18 protein-coding genes are annotated in these 17,855 nt (G+C 61.2%); 5 read left to right on the forward strand and 13 right to left on the reverse strand.

Annotation, left to right across the window (positions count from 1 at the left end; genetic code table 11):
* Positions 1–22: 22 nt before the first annotated feature.
* Entirely contained in the window at positions 23–838 is an 816-nt protein-coding gene (lgt, locus tag GTQ41_RS26240) for a prolipoprotein diacylglyceryl transferase (RefSeq protein WP_007965581.1), read from the reverse strand.
* Between the two features lie 93 nt (positions 839–931).
* Complete coding sequence (locus tag GTQ41_RS26245) at positions 932–1,714, reverse strand: sulfite exporter TauE/SafE family protein (protein WP_047297179.1); 783 nt, start codon at positions 1,712–1,714, stop codon at positions 932–934.
* A gap of 130 nt (positions 1,715–1,844) precedes the next feature.
* Between GTQ41_RS26245 and GTQ41_RS26250 the strand changes: the two genes are divergently transcribed.
* Complete coding sequence (locus tag GTQ41_RS26250; RefSeq protein ID WP_047297180.1) at positions 1,845–2,591, forward strand: NRDE family protein; 747 nt, start codon at positions 1,845–1,847, stop codon at positions 2,589–2,591.
* 159 nt (positions 2,592–2,750) lie between these two features.
* Here the strand turns inward: GTQ41_RS26250 and ptsP are convergent, their stop codons facing one another.
* Both ptsP and GTQ41_RS26260 read right to left on the reverse strand, forming a co-directional pair.
* Positions 2,751–5,030 (reverse strand): phosphoenolpyruvate--protein phosphotransferase, encoded by a 2,280-nt coding sequence (gene ptsP / locus GTQ41_RS26255; RefSeq protein ID WP_041072165.1) that lies wholly within the window; start codon positions 5,028–5,030, stop codon positions 2,751–2,753.
* 22 nt (positions 5,031–5,052) lie between these two features.
* On the reverse strand, positions 5,053–5,532 hold the full coding sequence (locus tag GTQ41_RS26260; protein WP_003229203.1) for an RNA pyrophosphohydrolase: 480 nt from the start codon (positions 5,530–5,532) through the stop codon (positions 5,053–5,055).
* Between the two features lie 143 nt (positions 5,533–5,675).
* Here GTQ41_RS26260 and GTQ41_RS26265 point away from each other — a divergent pair, with 143 nt between their 5' ends.
* On the forward strand, positions 5,676–6,332 hold the full coding sequence (locus tag GTQ41_RS26265) for an HAD family phosphatase (protein ID WP_047297181.1): 657 nt from the start codon (positions 5,676–5,678) through the stop codon (positions 6,330–6,332).
* A gap of 119 nt (positions 6,333–6,451) precedes the next feature.
* On the opposite strand, the gene GTQ41_RS26270 is transcribed toward GTQ41_RS26265, so the two are convergent.
* Both GTQ41_RS26270 and ilvA read right to left on the reverse strand, forming a co-directional pair.
* Positions 6,452–6,877 (reverse strand): DUF2269 domain-containing protein, encoded by a 426-nt coding sequence (locus tag GTQ41_RS26270; RefSeq protein ID WP_047297182.1) that lies wholly within the window; start codon positions 6,875–6,877, stop codon positions 6,452–6,454.
* A gap of 39 nt (positions 6,878–6,916) precedes the next feature.
* Positions 6,917–8,431: a threonine ammonia-lyase, biosynthetic gene (gene ilvA, locus GTQ41_RS26275; RefSeq protein ID WP_041072159.1), complete on the reverse strand. Its 1,515-nt coding sequence runs from the start codon at positions 8,429–8,431 to the stop codon at positions 6,917–6,919.
* Between the two features lie 309 nt (positions 8,432–8,740).
* Between ilvA and rpiA the strand changes: the two genes are divergently transcribed.
* Positions 8,741–9,415: a ribose-5-phosphate isomerase RpiA gene (rpiA, locus tag GTQ41_RS26280; protein ID WP_041072157.1), complete on the forward strand. Its 675-nt coding sequence runs from the start codon at positions 8,741–8,743 to the stop codon at positions 9,413–9,415.
* A gap of 144 nt (positions 9,416–9,559) precedes the next feature.
* Here rpiA and GTQ41_RS26285 read toward each other — a convergent pair whose 3' ends face one another.
* The 4 genes from GTQ41_RS26285 to GTQ41_RS26300 form a co-directional block, all read right to left on the reverse strand.
* Positions 9,560–10,477 (reverse strand): SdiA-regulated domain-containing protein, encoded by a 918-nt coding sequence (locus GTQ41_RS26285; RefSeq protein WP_217325385.1) that lies wholly within the window; start codon positions 10,475–10,477, stop codon positions 9,560–9,562.
* Between the two features lie 193 nt (positions 10,478–10,670).
* On the reverse strand, positions 10,671–11,594 hold the full coding sequence (locus GTQ41_RS26290) for an SdiA-regulated domain-containing protein (RefSeq protein WP_047297184.1): 924 nt from the start codon (positions 11,592–11,594) through the stop codon (positions 10,671–10,673).
* Between the two features lie 306 nt (positions 11,595–11,900).
* The gene (locus tag GTQ41_RS26295) at positions 11,901–12,566 is read right to left on the reverse strand and encodes a fumarylacetoacetate hydrolase family protein (protein ID WP_027610530.1); all 666 of its coding nucleotides are present in this window, start codon (positions 12,564–12,566) and stop codon (positions 11,901–11,903) included.
* A 39-nt stretch (positions 12,567–12,605) separates the two neighbouring features.
* Complete coding sequence (locus tag GTQ41_RS26300) at positions 12,606–14,000, reverse strand: FAD-binding oxidoreductase (RefSeq protein ID WP_217325386.1); 1,395 nt, start codon at positions 13,998–14,000, stop codon at positions 12,606–12,608.
* A gap of 206 nt (positions 14,001–14,206) precedes the next feature.
* On the opposite strand from GTQ41_RS26300, the gene serA reads away from it, so the two are divergent.
* A complete protein-coding gene (gene serA / locus GTQ41_RS26305) occupies positions 14,207–15,436 on the forward strand; it encodes a phosphoglycerate dehydrogenase (RefSeq protein ID WP_003229219.1) in 1,230 nt (409 codons plus the stop codon).
* Between the two features lie 62 nt (positions 15,437–15,498).
* Here serA and GTQ41_RS26310 read toward each other — a convergent pair whose 3' ends face one another.
* Positions 15,499–15,924: a DUF4399 domain-containing protein gene (locus tag GTQ41_RS26310; protein ID WP_041072147.1), complete on the reverse strand. Its 426-nt coding sequence runs from the start codon at positions 15,922–15,924 to the stop codon at positions 15,499–15,501.
* Positions 15,925–16,059: 135 nt separating this feature from the next.
* Between GTQ41_RS26310 and GTQ41_RS26315 the strand changes: the two genes are divergently transcribed.
* On the forward strand, positions 16,060–16,623 hold the full coding sequence (locus tag GTQ41_RS26315) for a transporter substrate-binding domain-containing protein (protein ID WP_047297186.1): 564 nt from the start codon (positions 16,060–16,062) through the stop codon (positions 16,621–16,623).
* Positions 16,624–16,724: 101 nt separating this feature from the next.
* Here the strand turns inward: GTQ41_RS26315 and GTQ41_RS26320 are convergent, their stop codons facing one another.
* Positions 16,725–17,210, reverse strand: coding sequence for a DUF523 domain-containing protein (locus GTQ41_RS26320; RefSeq protein WP_047297187.1), 486 nt, complete (start codon positions 17,208–17,210; stop codon positions 16,725–16,727).
* 1 nt (position 17,211) lies between these two features.
* Entirely contained in the window at positions 17,212–17,844 is a 633-nt protein-coding gene (locus GTQ41_RS26325; RefSeq protein ID WP_047297188.1) for a 2OG-Fe(II) oxygenase, read from the reverse strand.
* Positions 17,845–17,855 lie beyond the last annotated feature (11 nt).

The raw sequence follows: 17,855 nt of genomic DNA on the forward strand, positions 1-17,855 counted from the left end.
GTCGCGCGCCGGGGTTCGTAGTTTAAGCGGTCGGCGCGAGCGGCGCTGCCGGCGCACGACGATAGGCCAGCCAGATCAGGAACAGCCCGCCGACGATCATCGGTACGCACAGCACCTGACCCATGGTCAGCCAGTTCCAGGCCAGGTAGCCCAGTTGCGCGTCCGGTACGCGGACGAACTCGACGATGAAACGGAAGATGCCGTAGAACAGCGCAAACATGCCCGATACCGCCATGGTCGGACGCGGTTTACGCGAGAACAGCCACAGGATCAGGAACAGCGCGACGCCTTCAAGCGCGAACTGATACAGCTGCGACGGGTGACGCGGCAGCTGCGCCGGATCGCTGAACGGCGGGAAGATCATCGCCCACGGCACGTCGGTCGGCTTGCCCCACAGCTCGGCGTTGATGAAGTTGCCGATACGCCCGGCGCCCAGACCGATCGGCACCATCGGCGCAACGAAGTCCATCAGCTGGAAGAAGGTCTTGCCGTTACGCTTGCCGAACCACAGCGCGGCGAGCATCACCCCGATGAAGCCGCCGTGAAACGACATGCCACCCTTCCACACTTCGAAAATCAGCGTCGGGTTGGCGATGTAGGCGCTCAGGTCATAGAACAGCACGTAACCCAGACGTCCACCGACAATCACCCCCATCGACAGCCAGAACACCAGATCGGAGAGTTTCTCCTTGGTCCAGGTCGGGTCGAAACGGTTGAGCCGGCTCGACGCCAGCAGCCATGCGCCGCCGATGCCGACGAGGTACATCAGGCCGTACCAGTGGATTTTCAGCGGACCGATGGCCAGGGCCACCGGGTCGATCTGCGGGTAAGGCAGCATTGCGACTCCTCGTTAGAGTTGAAACCAAAATTCCCGGGCGACGCTGCCACCTCAGGATTAAGCCAGGATTGCGGCCTGCTCTGAACCAGAGGCTCAGAGCAGGAAATTCAGGCCCACGCAGAACAGCAAAGCGGCGAACAGCCGTTTCAGCAAGCGCGGCGACAACTTGTGCGCCAGACGCGCGCCGAGACGGGCGAATACCATGCTGGTCAGGGCAATGCCCAGCAGCGCCGGCAAATAAACAAAACCGAGACTATGCGGCGGCAACAACGGATCATGCCAGCCCAGAATCATGAAACTTAAGGCACTGGCCAAGGCGATCGGCAAACCGCAGGCCGACGACGTGGCCACCGCTTGCTGCATTGGCACGCTGCGCCAGGTCAGGAACGGCACGGTCAGCGAACCGCCGCCGATCCCGAAAATCGCCGAGGCCCAGCCAATCACACTGCCGGCCACGGTCAGACCCAGTTTGCCCGGCACCGTTCGACTGGCCTTGGGTTTGACCTCCAGCGCCAGTTGCACGGCAATCACCAAGGCGAACACGCCGATGATCTTCTGCAGGTTCGGTCCGGAAATCGCCTCGGCGGTCAGCGCACCAAAACCGGCGCCGAGCAGAATGCCCACGGTCATCCACATGAAGATCGGCCAGCGCACCGCACCACGCCGATGGTGTTCACGCACGGCATTGACCGAAGTGAAAATGATCGTCGCCAGCGATGTCCCTACCGCCAGATGAGTAAGGATCGACTGATCGAATCCCTGCAAGGTAAAACTGAACACCAGCACCGGGACAATAATGATCCCGCCGCCCACCCCGAACAGCCCGGCCAGCACGCCCGCACAGGCGCCCAACGCCAGATAGAGCAGAAATTCCATGACCGTCTCCCAGACGCATCCCCAAAACCGGAGCGGCATGGTAACGGATGCATGCCCTCCGGCTCCACTTGCGATGGATGCACGGACGCCGACTGCGTAGAGTGAGCAGAAAACACACAAGGACCACCTTATGTGCCTGATCGTTTTCGCCTGGCGCCCGGGCCATGCCCAGCCGCTGATCGTCGCGGCCAACCGTGACGAGTTCTACGCCCGCCCGAGCCTGCCGCTGGCGCCATGGGCCGATGCGCCGCACGTGCACGCCGGGCGCGATCTTGAGGCTGGCGGCACCTGGCTGGGGATCGGCGCCAACGGGCGCTTTGCCGCGCTGACCAATATCCGCGACCCGCACCAGCCACCGGCGCGTAAATCGCGGGGCGAGCTGGTGGCGCGGTTTCTCACGGGCGATGCGTCAATTGATGATTATTTAAGCGATGTGGTCGCGCGCTCGCCGGAATACGCCGGGTTCAACCTGCTGCTGGGCAATGCCCACGAGCTGTGGCACTTCAATGCGCGGACGTCTGAGCCGGTGATGCTCGAACCCGGGGTTTACGGTCTGTCGAATGCCGGGCTGGATACGCCCTGGCCGAAGTTGCTCAAGGCCAAGGCTGCCCTGAGCGCGGTGCTGGACGAACCACAACCTGCGCGGTTGCTGGAGTTGCTGGGCGATGCGCAAACCGCACCGTTTGCCGAACTGCCGGATACCGGAGTCGGGCTGGCGACCGAATCACTGCTGTCGAGCGTGTTCATCGCCAGCCAGAGTTACGGGACGCGAGCGAGTACCGTCTTGATTGTGCAGGCGGACGGCACGCGGCGGATGATCGAGCGCAGTTTCGGGCCGTATGGCGGGCATTTGGGGGAGGTGGAGATCAATACCTGAAAGTGAGCAACCATTGTGGCGAGGGAGCTTGCTCCCGCTCGGGTGCGAAGCAGCCGCAACCCAGCCAATGCGATCTCTCAGAAGAATCTCATTGACCGAATTGGGAGCGCTCCGCACTCCAGCGGGAGCAAGCTCCCTCGCCACAGGGCCATCAGCCTTTTAAAGGGCCTTGTTGACCGCCGGCGGATTCATCTTCGACAAGCCGAGATTCTTCAGCGCCAGTTGCAGCGAGCTGTGGATAACCTGCGGGTTGTCGATGGTCATCAGCTCGGCCAGCAGATCCTTGGCCTTGCTCAGGTTGATCTGACGCAGCATCCACTTCACTTTCGGCAGGTTGGTGGCGTTCATCGACAGGCTGTCGAAGCCCATCGCCATCAACAGCACCGCCGCTGCCGGATCACCGGCCATTTCGCCGCAGATGCTCACCGGCTTGCCTTCGGCATGCGCGTCGCGCACCACGGTCTGCAGGGCCTGCAGCACCGCCGGGTGCAGGTAGTCGTAGAGATCGGCCACTCGCGGGTTGTTGCGGTCGACCGCCAGCAGGTACTGGGTCAGGTCGTTGGAGCCGACCGACAGGAAGTCCACCTGGCGCGCCAGTTCCCTGGTCTGGTACACCGCCGCCGGAATCTCGATCATCACCCCGATCGGCGGCATCGGCACGTCGGTGCCTTCGTCGCGCACTTCGCCCCAGGCACGGTGGATCAGGTGCAGGGCTTCTTCGAGTTCGTGAGTGCCGGAGATCATCGGCAGCAGGATCCGCAGGTTGTTCAGGCCTTCGCTGGCCTTGAGCATCGCACGGGTCTGCACCAGGAAGATTTCCGGGTGGTCGAGGGTCACGCGAATCCCGCGCCAGCCGAGGAACGGGTTGTCTTCCTTGATCGGGAAGTACGACAGCGATTTGTCACCGCCGATGTCCAGGCTGCGCATGGTCACCGGTTGCGGGTGGAACGCGGCGAGCTGCTCGCGGTAGATCGCCAGCTGTTCCTTCTCGCTCGGGAAGCGCTGGTTGATCATGAACGGCACTTCGGTGCGGTACAGGCCGACGCCCTCGGCGCCGCGCTTCTGCGCCCGCGCCACATCGGCCAGCAGACCGGTGTTGACCCACAACGGCATGCGGTGCCCGTCGAGGGTCACGCACGGCAGGTCACGCAGGGTGTCGAGGCCCAGCGCCAGTTGTTTCTCTTCTTCAACCACCTCGGCGAACTGCTTGCGCAGGACGTCGCCGGGGTTGGTGTAGACCTCGCCACGGGTACCATCGACGATCACTTCGATGCCGTCGACCTTGGCGTACGGCAGATCGACCAGGCCCATTACCGTCGGAATGCCCATGGCCCGGGCCAGGATCGCGACGTGGGAGTTGCCCGAGCCGAGGACCGACACCAAACCGACCAGCGTGCCTTCCGGCACCTCGCCGAGCATGGCCGGCGTCAGTTCTTCGCTGACCAGAATGGTTTTTTCCGGGTAGACCAGATTCTGCTGACGCTCTTCCTGCAGGTAGGCCAGCAGGCGCCGACCGAGGTCTTTGACGTCCGACGCACGCTCGCGCAGGTAGGCGTCGTCCATCAGTTCGAAGCGGTTGACGTGCTCAGTGACCACCTGACGCAACGCACCCTGGGCCCACTGGCCGGTCTTGATCACGGTGGTGATTTCGCTGCCCAGCGAGGCATCGTCGAGCATCATCAGGTAGACGTCGAACAGCGCGCGCTCTTCCGGACGCAGCTGGGTCGCAAGTTTGGCGGACAAGGCGCGCATGTCGGCGCGCACGCCTTCGATGGCGGTCTTGAACAGCGCCAGTTCGGCGTCGATGTCAGTGATGTGCTTGTCCGGCACCACGTCCAGATCCGCTGGCGGCAGCATGACCACCGCAGTACCGACGGCAGCACCCGGCGAACCCGGTACGCCGACGAACTTGGCTTCCTGAATGCCCTTGCCCTGACGGCCCAGGCCACGGATCGAACCGGTGGCCTCGGCGTGGGCGATCACGCCGGCGAGCTGCGCGCTCATGGTCACGAGGAAGGCTTCTTCACCTTCATCGAACTGGCGGCGTTCTTTCTGCTGGATGACCAACACGCCGACGACGCGGCGGTGGTGAATGATCGGCGCCCCGAGGAAGGAGGCGTAGCGCTCCTCGCCGGTCTCGGCGAAGTAGCGGTAGCGCGGGTGATCCGCGGCGTTTTCGAGGTTCAGGGGTTCTTCACGCGTGCCGACCAGACCCACCAGACCTTCGTTGGGTGCCATGCTGACCTTGCCGATCGAGCGCTTGTTCAAGCCCTCGGTGGCCATCAGGACGAAGCGGTTGGTCTCGGGATCAAGCAGGTAGACCGAGCAGACCTGGCTGCCCATGGCCTCTTTGACGCGCAACACAATAATCCCCAACGCCGCCTTGAGATCCTTGGCGGAGTTAACTTCCTGGACGATCTTGCGCAGCGTATTGAGCATGGCTCGGGGTCGAACTCCGTCGTCAGTCGCGCGCTAAAAGGCGCGGGGCAAGCTCTTTGAGGGCGCGTCGATACACCTCGCGCTTGAATGTCACCACCTGGCCCAACGGATACCAATAACTGACCCAGCGCCAGCCATCGAACTCCGGTTTACCGGTCAAATCCATCCGCACCCGCTGCTCGTTGGAGATCAGGCGCAGGAGAAACCATTTCTGTTTCTGGCCGATGCACAGCGGTTGGCTGTGGGTACGCACCAGACGTTGCGGCAAACGATAGCGCAACCAGCCCCGGGTACAGGCCAGTATTTCAACATCTTCACGTTCCAGGCCAACTTCTTCGTTCAGCTCGCGGTACAAGGCGTCTTCCGGCGTCTCCTCGGGGTTGATTCCCCCTTGCGGAAACTGCCAGGCATCTTGATTGATACGGCGAGCCCATAGCACCTGGCCGGCGTCATTCGTCAGAATGATCCCGACATTGGGGCGGAAACCATCGGGGTCGATCACGGCAACAACCTCGCAAACGCATGTCGCCGCATTGTTCCACAAAGCTTGATAAGGCGGCAACGAAGGTTCCTACCTTATGTGCACTCTTGTGAAAAGACCGTATTCTTGTCGCCTTTTTACTGACTTTTCAGCGGGTAACTGCAATGCGCCTGGCTCTATTCGATTTGGACAACACCCTTCTGGGCGGCGACAGCGATCACGCTTGGGGCGACTATCTGTGCGAACGCGGCTTCCTCGATCCGGTGGCGTACAAGACGCGCAACGACGAGTTCTATCAGGATTACCTGGCCGGCCAGCTGGATAACGCCGCGTACCTGAACTTCTGCCTGGAAATCCTCGGCCGCACCGAAATGGCCGTGCTTGAGCAGTGGCATAACGATTACATGCGCGACTGCATTGAGCCGATCATGCTGCCCAAGGCGCTGGAGTTGCTGAAACAGCACCGCGACGCCGGTGACAAACTGGTGATCATCACCGCCACCAACCGCTTCGTCACCGCGCCGATTGCCGTGCGCCTGGGCGTTGAAACCCTGATCGCCACCGAGTGCGAGATGGTCGATGGCCGCTACACCGGGCGCAGCACCGACATTCCGTGCTTCCGCGAAGGCAAGGTGACGCGCCTGAATCGCTGGCTGGAGGAAACCGGGCATTCGCTGGATGACAGCTATTTCTACAGCGACTCGATGAATGACTTGCCGCTGCTGGAGCAGGTGGCGAACCCGGTGGCGGTGGATCCGGATCCGAATCTGCGGGCCGAAGCCGAGAAGCGGGGCTGGCCAGTCATTAGTCTGCGCGGCTGATATAGCTATCGCTGGCAAGCCAGCTCCCACAGGTTTTTCAGGTGGTCACACCATTTGTGTTCGCTACAGATCCTGTGGGAGCTGGCTTGCCAGCCATTAAAGCAACGCGGCCTCAAGCTTTAAACAGGTTTGGCGCCCATCAACCCGGCAATGGCGATAAAGCAGACAAAACTGAATAACGCCAAGGCAAAAGTGAACCTGCCCACCCCGCCCGGCGCCTTGCGCAACCGATTCAACCGCACCAGCAACCAGAACCACGCCAGCGCCGCCACGGTGTACAGCACGCTGGAGGCCAGCAGCCAGGTCTGCCCCAGCGGCCAGCCGACCAGATGCACCATGCCCCAGCCCGTGAACGGCATGCTCAACAGTGCCAGGCCCATCAACAGCCAGATGAACACCCGTGGCCGTTGCAAGGTGCGGCTGCCCGCCGTTGCATCACCCTTGCGTTTTGCCAGAATCACCCAGACTCCCAGTCCCAGCGCACCGGCCAGCAATACTACAGTGGCGACCATGTGCGCGGTTTTCAGGGCAGTTAACGTTTCCATTGTTCGATTTCCTCAGGGCCTGCCCATCAGCGTAGCCGCTCAGCCGAGAAACAACTGATAGGCCGGGTTTTCGCTTTCATCCCAGTACGGATAACCGATTTCCTCAAGCGCCGCCGGCACCAGATGGCGCTCGTCATGCGGTACTTGCAGGCCCGCGACCACCCGGCCGTCAGCTGCGCCGTGGTTGCGGTAGTGGAACATCGAGATGTTCCAGCGCCCGCCGAGCTTGTTGAGGAAGTTGAACAGCGCACCCGGGCGCTCCGGGAATTCGAAGCGGAACACCACCTCGTCGATCACGTGCGCCGCATGGCCACCCACCATGTGACGAATGTGCAACTTGGCCAGTTCGTTGTCGGTCAGGTCGAGTACCGGGAAACCCTGCTCGGTCAGGCTCGCCAGCAGCGCGCTGCGCGGGTCGTTTTCCGGGTGAGTCTGCACGCCGACGAAGATGTGCGCTTCGCTGCCGGTGTTGTAGCGGTAGTTGAATTCGGTGATCTGGCGCTTGCCGATCGCTTCGCAGAAGGCTTTGAAGCTGCCGGCCTTCTCAGGAATGGTCACGGCGATGATCGCTTCGCGACCCTCGCCCAGCTCGGCGCGCTCGGCGACATGGCGCAGGCGGTCGAAGTTGACGTTGGCGCCGGAGTCGATGGCGACGAAGGTCTGGCCACTGACGCCGCGCAGTTCGACATACTTCTTGATTCCGGCCACGCCCAAGGCGCCGGCAGGTTCGGTGATCGAGCGGGTATCGTCGTAGATATCCTTGATTGCCGCGCAGATCTCGTCGGTGCTGACAGTAATCACTTCGTCGACGTAGTCTTTGCAGATGTCGAAGGTGTGCTGGCCGATCTGTGCCACCGCCACGCCGTCGGCGAAGATGCCCACGGTCGGCAGTACCACGCGCTCACCGGCGGCCATGGCCGCTTGCAGGCAGTTGGAGTCGTCCGGCTCGACGCCGATGACCTTGATGTCCGGACGCAGGTATTTCACGTACGCCGCGATACCGGCAATCAGACCGCCGCCGCCGACCGGCACGAAGATCGCGTCCAGCGGTTGCGGGTGCTGGCGCAGAATTTCCATCGCCACGGTGCCCTGCCCGGCAATGGTGTGCGGATCGTCGTACGGGTGGATGTAAACGTAGCCCTTTTCATCGACCAGTTTCAGCGAGTAGGCCAGTGCTTCCGGGAACGAATCGCCATGCAGCACGACTTTGCCGCCGCGCGAGCGCACGCCTTCGACCTTGATCTCCGGGGTGGTCTTGGGCATGACGATGGTGGCTTTCACGCCCAGCACTTTCGCCGCCAGCGCCAGACCCTGCGCATGGTTGCCCGCCGACGCGGTGACCACGCCACGGGCGCGCTCTTCGTCGGTCAGCTGGGTCAGCTTGTTGTAGGCGCCGCGAATCTTGAACGAGAACACTGGCTGCAAGTCTTCACGCTTGAGCCAAATGTCATTGCCCAGCCGCTCGGAGAGCTGGCGAGCGTTCTGCAGCGGGGTTTCTACGGCAACGTCATAAACGCGCGAGGTGAGGATCTTTTTGACGTACTGTTCGAGCATCGGAAAGCATCACTGGCGATTGGGCGGGACCCACGAGTCTAACCCGGCTTTTGGGCGCACGACCACACTGAACAGGGGGTTTTAGCCGGGGCAAACACTTTGTGATGTAAACCTCATTGTGGTGAGGGGATTTATCCCCGATCGGCGGCGCAGCCGTCGTCAACCTGAGAGCGCAATATTTGCGAGGAGTGCCGGGGAGCGCTTCGCCCTCCATCGGGGATAAATCCCCTCACCACAGGAGTTTTCGCCGGGCATGGGGGCTATAATGCCGGCCTTTCCGAACTCACCTTGCCCGCTTCCGGAGCCCGCATGACCCAGGATCAACTCAAACAGGCAGTGGCTCAGGCCGCCGTCGACTTCATCCTCCCGAAACTCGATGACAAGAGCATCGTCGGGGTCGGCACCGGCTCCACCGCCAACTGCTTCATCGATGCGCTGGCCCAGCACAAGGGCGCGTTCGATGGCGCGGTCGCCAGTTCCGAAGCCACTGCCGCGCGCCTCAAGGGCCACGGCATTCCGGTGTATGAGCTGAACACCGTCAGCGACCTCGAGTTCTATGTCGACGGCGCCGACGAGAGTGACGCGCACCTGAACCTGATCAAGGGCGGCGGCGCCGCCCTGACCCGCGAGAAGATCGTCGCGGCCGTGGCCAAGACCTTCATCTGCATCGCCGACGCCAGCAAACTGGTGCCGGTGCTGGGCGAATTCCCGCTGCCGGTGGAAGTGATCCCGATGGCCCGCAGCCACGTCGCCCGCCAACTGGTGAAACTGGGCGGCGACCCGGTGTACCGCGAAGGCGTGCTGACCGACAACGGCAACATCATCCTCGACGTGCATAACCTGCAGATCACCAACCCGGTGGAGCTGGAAGCGCAGATCAACGCGATCGTCGGCGTGGTCACCAACGGCCTGTTCGCGGCGCGCCCGGCGGATCTGCTGTTGCTGGGCACCAGCGAAGGTGTAAAAACGCTGAAGGCTGAGTAAGCCAGCCGCCCACAATTGATGGGCAGACGAATAAACCTGTGGGAGCGAGCCTGCTCGCGAAAGCGCCAGTTCAGCCAACATTTTCATTGGCTGACACGGCGCCTTCGCGAGCAGGCTCGCTCCCACAGTGTTTTGCGGTGTGAGTCAAGGCTGTGCAGGTTTCTTGAAGACGTAAAACAAGTTCGGCTCACTCACCAGATACAACGTCCCGTCGTCATCCATCGCGATCCCTTCGGCTTGTGGCACGCTTTTTTGTAGGCCTTGGCGGCCCCTGTTGAGTGACAGTGTGCTCAGCGGACGTCCATCAACATCCAGTTCAAGAATCAGCCCCGACTCGTCGGACAGCGCCAGCAAATGGCCGCTGCGCTCGTCGTATTGCAGGCTCGACAGATCGCGCACGAACATCCCCGCATCGCGCTTGGGATTATTGATCACGTGCACCGCGTAGGATTTTTCCGGATTGAAGTGCGGGAATCCGTGCACTTCATAAATCAGCATCGGGTCGCGCTCCTTGGCCACGAACAGGCGTTTGCCCACCGAGTCATACGCCAGGCCCTCGAAGCCCTTGTTGCCGCTCATGTGCACGCCAAGGGTCATCTGTTCGGCATCCGCGGCATCGAGGAAGGTCGTGTCCTGCTCAAGATGCACCTTGATCAGCCGTTGCTCTCGCTCGTCGGTAATCACGTAGGTGTCGGCGCTGATGAACTCCACCGCTTCCGCATCGCCAAAGCCGATCAGTGCGATGCGCCGCAGGATCTTGCCGTCGAGCGACAACTCGACCAATTCGGCGTGCTTATTGGTCACGGTGAACAGGCTTTTGCGCAGCGGATCGTAGGTCAGCGCCGACACATCGTCGTTCAGCCCGTCGATGACCCTGGCCTCGACCTCGACCCGGTCCTGATCCAGACCGATGGCCTGGCTGCTTAACGGTTGCCACACACTGTGCAGGTTGAACCAGGCGCGCTCGAACAGGCGCAGGTATTGGCCGATCGCGATCAACGCGATCAGGGCAATCACTGACAGGATGGCAAACAGGGGCTTGGGACGGGCAAGTCGACGCATTCAGGCAGGCTCGGGATCAAAACAGGCGGATGAAATATCACGCCTGTCTGAACTGAAGCTTAATGGCCACTTGCCCTTGTCCACAACAGAACCGTGTAGGAGCTGCCGCAGGCTGCGATCTTTTGATCTTGAAAAACAAAAGCAAAAGATCGCAGCCTGTGGCAGCTCCTACACGAGGATTAGTGAACGGTGGTTATTTCTGCTTTTCGAAGCGGTAGAACAGGTTCGGCTCACTGACCATGTACAGCGTACCCGCGTCGTCCATGGTCACGCCTTCGGCGCGGGGAATGGTGCTCTTCAAACCGTTGAAGCCGCCCAGCAGGGTCATGAAGCTGACTTGCTCGCCCTTCTCGTCCAGCTCCAGCAACAGATGCGAATCGGCGGACAGCACCAGGGTGTGGCCGGTACGCGGGTCGATGGCCAGCGCCGAGAGGTTGCGAATATCCAGCTCATCATTGGCCAGCTTCTGCTTGTCGCCTTTGAGGATCTGGCTGCCGTCGCTTTTCCAGGTGAACAGCGCCGGCGGCCGTTCTTCGCCCAGCAGCAACTGTTGATTGCGCGGATCCCAAGTGATCGCCTCGAACGCCTTGTTCTGGTCTTTCGAGGGGCCCAGGTCGTATTTCGGGAATTGGTCACGCTGCAGTTCGCGGGTTTCGGCATCGACCTTGACGATGGAGAGCAGGTGTTCGCGCTCATCGACGATCGCCATCAGGCCGTTTTGCAACACGGTCACGCCTTCCGGATTGCTCCAGCCCACCAGCGGCATCTTGCGCAGCACATCCCCCTGCAGGGTCAGTTCGACCAGGAACGGGTTCTTGCCCATCACTGAAAACAGGGTTTTGGTCTGCGGGTTGTAGGACAGGTCAGAGGCCTCGTCCTTTTCCATGCCCGGCAGCAGTTTGCCGTCGATGACCACACGATAGTCCGGCAACCAGATGCTCGCTTTCTGCTCGGCCTGGCTTTCGAACCGCTCGCGCAACCAGAGCAGGCCACGGTCGTCCCAATGCATGGCAAACGCCAGGCCATAGGCGGCGGCAAGCACCAGCAACAGCCAGACATACCAGCGCAGGGCAAAACGTGAGCGGCGAGGAGGATTGAGCTGTGTTTGAGCTGACATCAGGGACGCATTCCGAAAATTCAGGCTATGGGTAATAGCACAAAGAGGCCGGCTCAGACGCCAGAATGAGAGGAATTATCCGGACAGAATGTGAAAAAAACGGCAAATGGCGGGATTGCCGTGCGGCTTTGCGAGCCGCGAAACATAACCAGTGTGGGAGTGAGCCCTGTTGTGAGGGGATTTATTGTGGCGAGGGAGCTTGCTCCCGCTGGGGCGCGAAGCGACCCTGCTTTTCAAGGGGCCTGCTGCGCAGTCCAGCGGGAGCAAGCTCCCTCGCCACAGTTGCTGTGTATCGGATGCGTTCGGTCAGCGCACGCTGCTGCTGAAGCTGCTCGCGCCAACCAGTTCCAGCACAATGTCGTCGCCGACATTCAGCGGGCCGACGCCCACTGGCGTGCCGGTGAGGATCACGTCGCCGGCCTGCAGCGAAAAGCAGCCGGCCATGTGCTGGATCATCGGCACGATCGGGTTGAGCATCGCGCTGCTGTTGCCGTCCTGACGCACTTCACCGTTGATGGTCAGGCGAATGCCGATGTCGGTCAGGTCTGGGAACGTGCTGCCGACCACGAACGGCGCGATCACCGCCGCGCCATCGAACGACTTGGCGATTTCCCATGGCAGGCCCTTGGACTTGAGCTCGGCCTGCTTGTCGCGCAGGGTCAAATCCAGCGCCGGAGCAAAGCCGGAGATCGCATCCAGCACTTCTTCGCGGCTCGGCTTGGTCGACAGCGGCTTGCCGATCAACACGGCGATTTCCGCTTCGTAGTGCACCGAGCCGCGCTCGGTCGGAATGCTGAACCCGCCTTCCAGCGGCACCACGCAACTGCCCGGTTTGATGAACAGCAACGGTTCGGTAGGCACCGGATTGTCCAGTTCCTTGGCGTGTTCGGCGTAATTACGGCCAATGCACACCACTTTCCCGATCGGGAAGTGAATGCGCGTGCCGTCGACGTACTGGTGCTGATAGCTCATTTACCGACTCCTGCCTTCATTGATTCAGGGGATTGCCAATCAAACCGCGAAGATCTTGCCCGGGTTCATGATGCCGTTCGGGTCGAACACCGCTTTGACCGCTTTCATGTACTCGATTTCGACCGGCGAACGGCTGTACGTCAAGTAGTCGCGCTTGGTCATGCCCACGCCGTGTTCGGCGGAGATCGAACCGTTGTATTTCTCGACGGTTTCGAACACCCACTTGTTGACGGTCGCACACTTGGCGAAGAACTCGTCCTTGCTCAGGTTATCCGGCTTGAGGATGTTCAGGTGCAGGTTGCCGTCGCCGATGTGGCCGAACCAGACGATTTCGAAGTCCGGGTAATGTTCACCGACGATCGCGTCGATTTCCTGCAGGAATGACGGGACTTTCGACACAGTGACCGAGATGTCGTTCTTGTACGGCGTCCAGTGCGAGATGGTTTCGGAAATGTACTCGCGCAGCTTCCACAGGTTGTGCAGCTGGGTTTCGCTCTGGCTCATCACGCCGTCCAGCACCCAGCCCTGCTCGACGCAGTGTTCGAAGGTTTCCAGCGCGGTGTTGGCCACTTCTTCGCTGGTTGCTTCGAATTCCAGCAACGCATAGAACGGGCACTCGGTGTCGAACGGCGCCGGTACGTCGCCACGGCCCAGCACTTTGGCCAGGGCCTTGTCAGAGAAGAATTCGAACGCGGTCAGGTCAAGCTTGCCCTGAAAGGCGTGCAGCACCGGCATGATCGAATCGAAATCAGCGGTGCCGAGGACCATCGCGGTGAGATTTTTCGGCGCACGATCCAGACGCATGGTCGCTTCGACCACAAAACCCAAGGTGCCCTCGGCGCCGATGAACAACTGGCGCAGGTCGTAACCGGTAGCGTTCTTGATCAGGTCTTTGTTCAGCTCCAGCACATCGCTCTTGCCGGTGACCACTTTCAGGCCGGCGACCCAGTTACGGGTCATGCCGTAGCGAATCACCTTGATCCCGCCGGCATTGGTGCCGATATTGCCGCCAATCTGACTGGAACCGGCCGACGCGAAATCCACCGGGTAATACAGGCCGTTTTCTTCGGCAACGTTTTGCAGGTGTTCGGTGACCACGCCGGGCTGGCACACGGCGGTGCGATCGGTGAGGTTCACGTCGAGAATCTGGTTCATGTAGTCGAACGACACCACCACTTCGCCATTCGCGGCGACGGCGGCGGCGGACAACCCGGTGCGCCCGCCGGATGGCACCAGCGCCACTTTGTGGGAATTGGCCCAGCGGACGACGGCCTGCACCTGCTCGATGGTCTTGGGAAACACGATGGCGCTTGGCGCGGGCGCGAAGTGCTTGGTCCAATCCTTGCCGTACGCATTCAGGGAGTCGGCGTCGGTCAGGACCTTGCCAGGCTCGACCAGGGTCTTCAGTTCATCAATCAGGGCAGGATTGGTCATCGACAGAACTCTCGAACAATTCATGGTCATCCTGAAGACGCTTCACGTCGCAGGAATGAGTGTTTCGCGGGGTGGCTATGCTAGCATACCGACCCCGCAGGCCAGTGCCCAAGGCCAGTTCTGCGGTGGCGGCTTTCTTGCCGTGCGGGTCAGCTCCAGGCTGCTCCCCTCCCTGCCATTTTTCTCCGGGATACAGGTTTACGCAGATGAGCAAGACTTCTCTCGATAAGAGCAAGATCAAGTTCCTTCTTCTCGAAGGCGTCCACCAATCGGCTGTCGACGTCCTCAAGGCGGCGGGCTACACCAGCATCGAATACCTGACAGGCTCCTTGCCGGAAGCCGAGCTCAAGGAAAAGATCGCTGATGCTCACTTCATCGGCATTCGTTCGCGCACCCAACTGACCGAAGAGATCTTCGATCACGCGAAGAAGCTGGTCGCGGTCGGCTGTTTCTGCATCGGCACCAACCAGGTCGACCTGAGTGCTGCCCGCGAGCGCGGTATCGCCGTGTTCAACGCGCCGTACTCCAACACCCGTTCCGTCGCGGAACTGGTGCTGGCCGAAGCGATCCTGCTGCTGCGCGGCATCCCTGAGAAAAACGCGTCCTGCCACCGTGGCGGCTGGATCAAGTCCGCAGCCAACTCCTTCGAGATCCGTGGCAAGAAACTGGGCATCGTCGGCTACGGCTCGATCGGTACGCAGCTGTCGGTTCTGGCGGAAGGCTTAGGGATGCAGGTGTTCTTCTACGATACCGTGACCAAGCTGCCGCTGGGCAACGCCACTCAGGTCGGCAACCTGCACGAGCTGCTGGGCATGTCCGACATCGTCACCCTGCACGTTCCGGAAACCGCGGCGACCCAGTGGATGATCGGCGAGAAGGAAATCCGCGCCATCAAGAAGGGCGGCATCCTGATCAACGCGGCGCGCGGTACCGTGGTCGAGCTGGACGCCCTGGCGGACGCGATCAAGGACAAGCACCTGATCGGCGCGGCCATCGACGTGTTCCCGGTGGAGCCACGCTCCAACGACGAAGAGTTCGAAAGCCCGCTGCGTGGCCTGGACAACGTGATCCTGACCCCGCACATCGGTGGTTCGACTGCCGAAGCCCAGGCCAACATCGGTCTGGAAGTGGCGGAGAAACTGGTCAAGTACAGCGACAACGGTACTTCGGTGTCGTCGGTGAACTTCCCGGAAGTGGCCCTGCCGGCTCACCCTGGCAAGCACCGTCTGCTGCACATCCACGAGAACATTCCGGGTGTGATGAGCGAGATCAACAAGGTCTTCGCCGAAAACGGCATCAACATCTCCGGTCAGTTCCTGCAGACCAACGAGAAAGTCGGTTACGTGGTGATCGACGTCGACGCCGAGTACTCGGAGCTGGCGCAAGAGAAGCTGCAACACGTCAACGGCACCATCCGTAGCCGCGTGCTGTTCTGATCGAACGCCGAGCAATGAAAAAGGGAGCCTTCGGGCTCCCTTTTTCATGCAACGCCGAAAACTTATTTGACGTTGACGGTGATTTTCTTCGACACGATCGGCGGATCGAACGGCATGTGGCCGCTGTCGCCCAGCTCCAGCTGCAAGGTGTGTTTGCCCGGGGCCAGTTTGATCGTGGCCTCGGTCTGCGCCTTGCCGAAGTGCATGTGGTTGGCATCATTCGGAATCGGCGCGCCCGCCGCCGGCATTTGGTCGACGTCGATCAGCAGGTGATGGTGGCCGGTATTCTTGGTAACGTCACCGGCCGGTGCCAGCGCAACGTCCTTGACCCCGAACTTGACCTTGAACTCCTGAGAAACCGTGGCCCCGTCTTCGGGAGAAACGATGAACACTTCGGCACCTTTAGGCGCCGGGGTCGCTGCACTGGCCAGCACTGAAACACCCATCAACAGGCCAGCCAAGGCTGCTCGTGACATAAACGTTTTCATTCTCTTCTCCAGTTTTTCCGTAAAATCCGCGCGGTCATGACAACTTCATGACCATTCGTTGTCGAAGGCACTCGACAACCATAGCAAAGCGAGCCTGACTCAGAGCATCGCAATAATGATTTCAAAGGAGTGACCATGCGCGTTCTGCCTGGCCTGATCTGCCTGCTACCCCTTCTGAGCCCCTTGGCTCACGCCGAACTGATTGATGACATCAACGACCGTGGCGAGTTGCGCATTGCCCTTGAGGCTAATACACCGCCCTTCAATTTCAAGGATGGCGACACACTCACGGGGTTCGAGGTCGAGCTTGGGCAACTGCTGGCCAACGAGCTGGATGTACGCGCCGACTTCATCGTCACCGACGAAGCCGACCTGCTCCAGGGCGTTGAAAGCGGCAAGTACGACGTCGCGCTCAACCACATAGCACTGACACCTGAACTCAAGGATCGTTTCGACTTCAGCGAGTCTTACGGCAAGGTCGACTCGCAGCTATGGGCGAAGAAGGATGAGCAGCCACGGCCAATGGTGCTGGTGCAGGCGCTGACCGAAGAGAAGCCGAAAGCGACCCCGGTGGAGCTGGCGATTCCGTTTCAGAAGGGTAATCCGGCATTTCACGCCAGCCTGGAAGGTGCGTTGCAGCGGATCAAGGCCGATGGGCGGTTGGCGGCGTTGTCCGCGAAGTGGTTCACCGAACCGTAGGAGCTGCCGCAGGCTGCGATCTTTTGATCTTGATTTTGAAGATCAAAAGATCGCAGCCTCGTTTCACTCGACAGCTCCTACAGACGGTCTTTGGTGGGCTTTTAGTCGAGGTGGGCCAGGGCCATGGAGGCCTGAGAAAGTTCGAGTTCACTGAAGACTTGAACCCCATGGCGTTTGAGCAGCGCAGCCGTCACGCCTTCTCCCGAGACCTTCACCCCACTGAACGTCCCGTCATAAGTCAGCAGATTCCCGCAGGAAGGGCTGTTGGCCTTGAGCACCGCGACGCGGATGCCGTGTTTCTGCACCAGCGCCAGCGCCTGCCGCGCGCCGTCGAGAAACTGCGCGCTGACGTTCTCGCCCTCGGTGGTGATCACCGCCGCCTTGCCATCGAGTACGTCGGCGCCCTGCCCGCCGGGGATTTCCGCCGCAGCGCGCGGGGTCGGCAAACCACCGGCCACTTCCGGACACAGCGGCACTACACGGCCTTCGGCGATCCACTGTTCGAGCAAGTCGAACGGCCCGCTGGCCCCGCCGTCGTAACGCACGCGGTGGCCCAACAGGCAACGGCTGACCAGAATCTTCTGCATCTCAGAACGGCTCGTTGCCACGACGACGAAACCAGCCGGTCAGCGACAGGCGCTCGCGATGCGCCGGCAACACTTCATGCGGTACTTCGCCAGAGAGGAACACCACCAGGCAGCCGCCGGTGGGTTGCACGTCATGCACCCGGTCTTCGCTCAGGTACATGCGCAACTGACCGCCGTCTTCCGGCAGCCAGGCGTCATTGAGGTAGACCACCGCCGAGACCATGCGCCGGTCATCGTCGCGAAAACGGTCGACGTGCTTGCGGTAGAACGCGCCCGGCGGATACAGGGCGAAGTGGCACTCGAAATCCTCAAGCCCGAGGAACAACCCGCGATTGAGCGCCTCGCGCAGACTCTCCATCAGATTCAGATAACGGTCGCTGGCCTCGGCCTGGCCCGGGTCGATCCACTGGATGTGGTCGCCACGAATGCCCTCGCGAATCTCCGAAAACGGCCCACGGCCTACCGCTGCCGGCGCCAGTTCGCCCTCGGCCTCACGTTTGCGGCACTCGGCCGCCAGCTCACGGGTCAAACCCGCGGGCAGGAAAATGTTCTGCTGCGACCAGCCATGCTCGGCCAGGTCGTCGACGATACGTAACAGCAGCGGGTGTTCAGAGGATATTTGCATGGCGCGCATAGTATGCCGGC

The organism is Pseudomonas sp. AN-B15 (genome assembly GCF_019056475.1).
Taxonomy (GTDB): domain Bacteria; phylum Pseudomonadota; class Gammaproteobacteria; order Pseudomonadales; family Pseudomonadaceae; genus Aquipseudomonas; species Aquipseudomonas parakoreensis.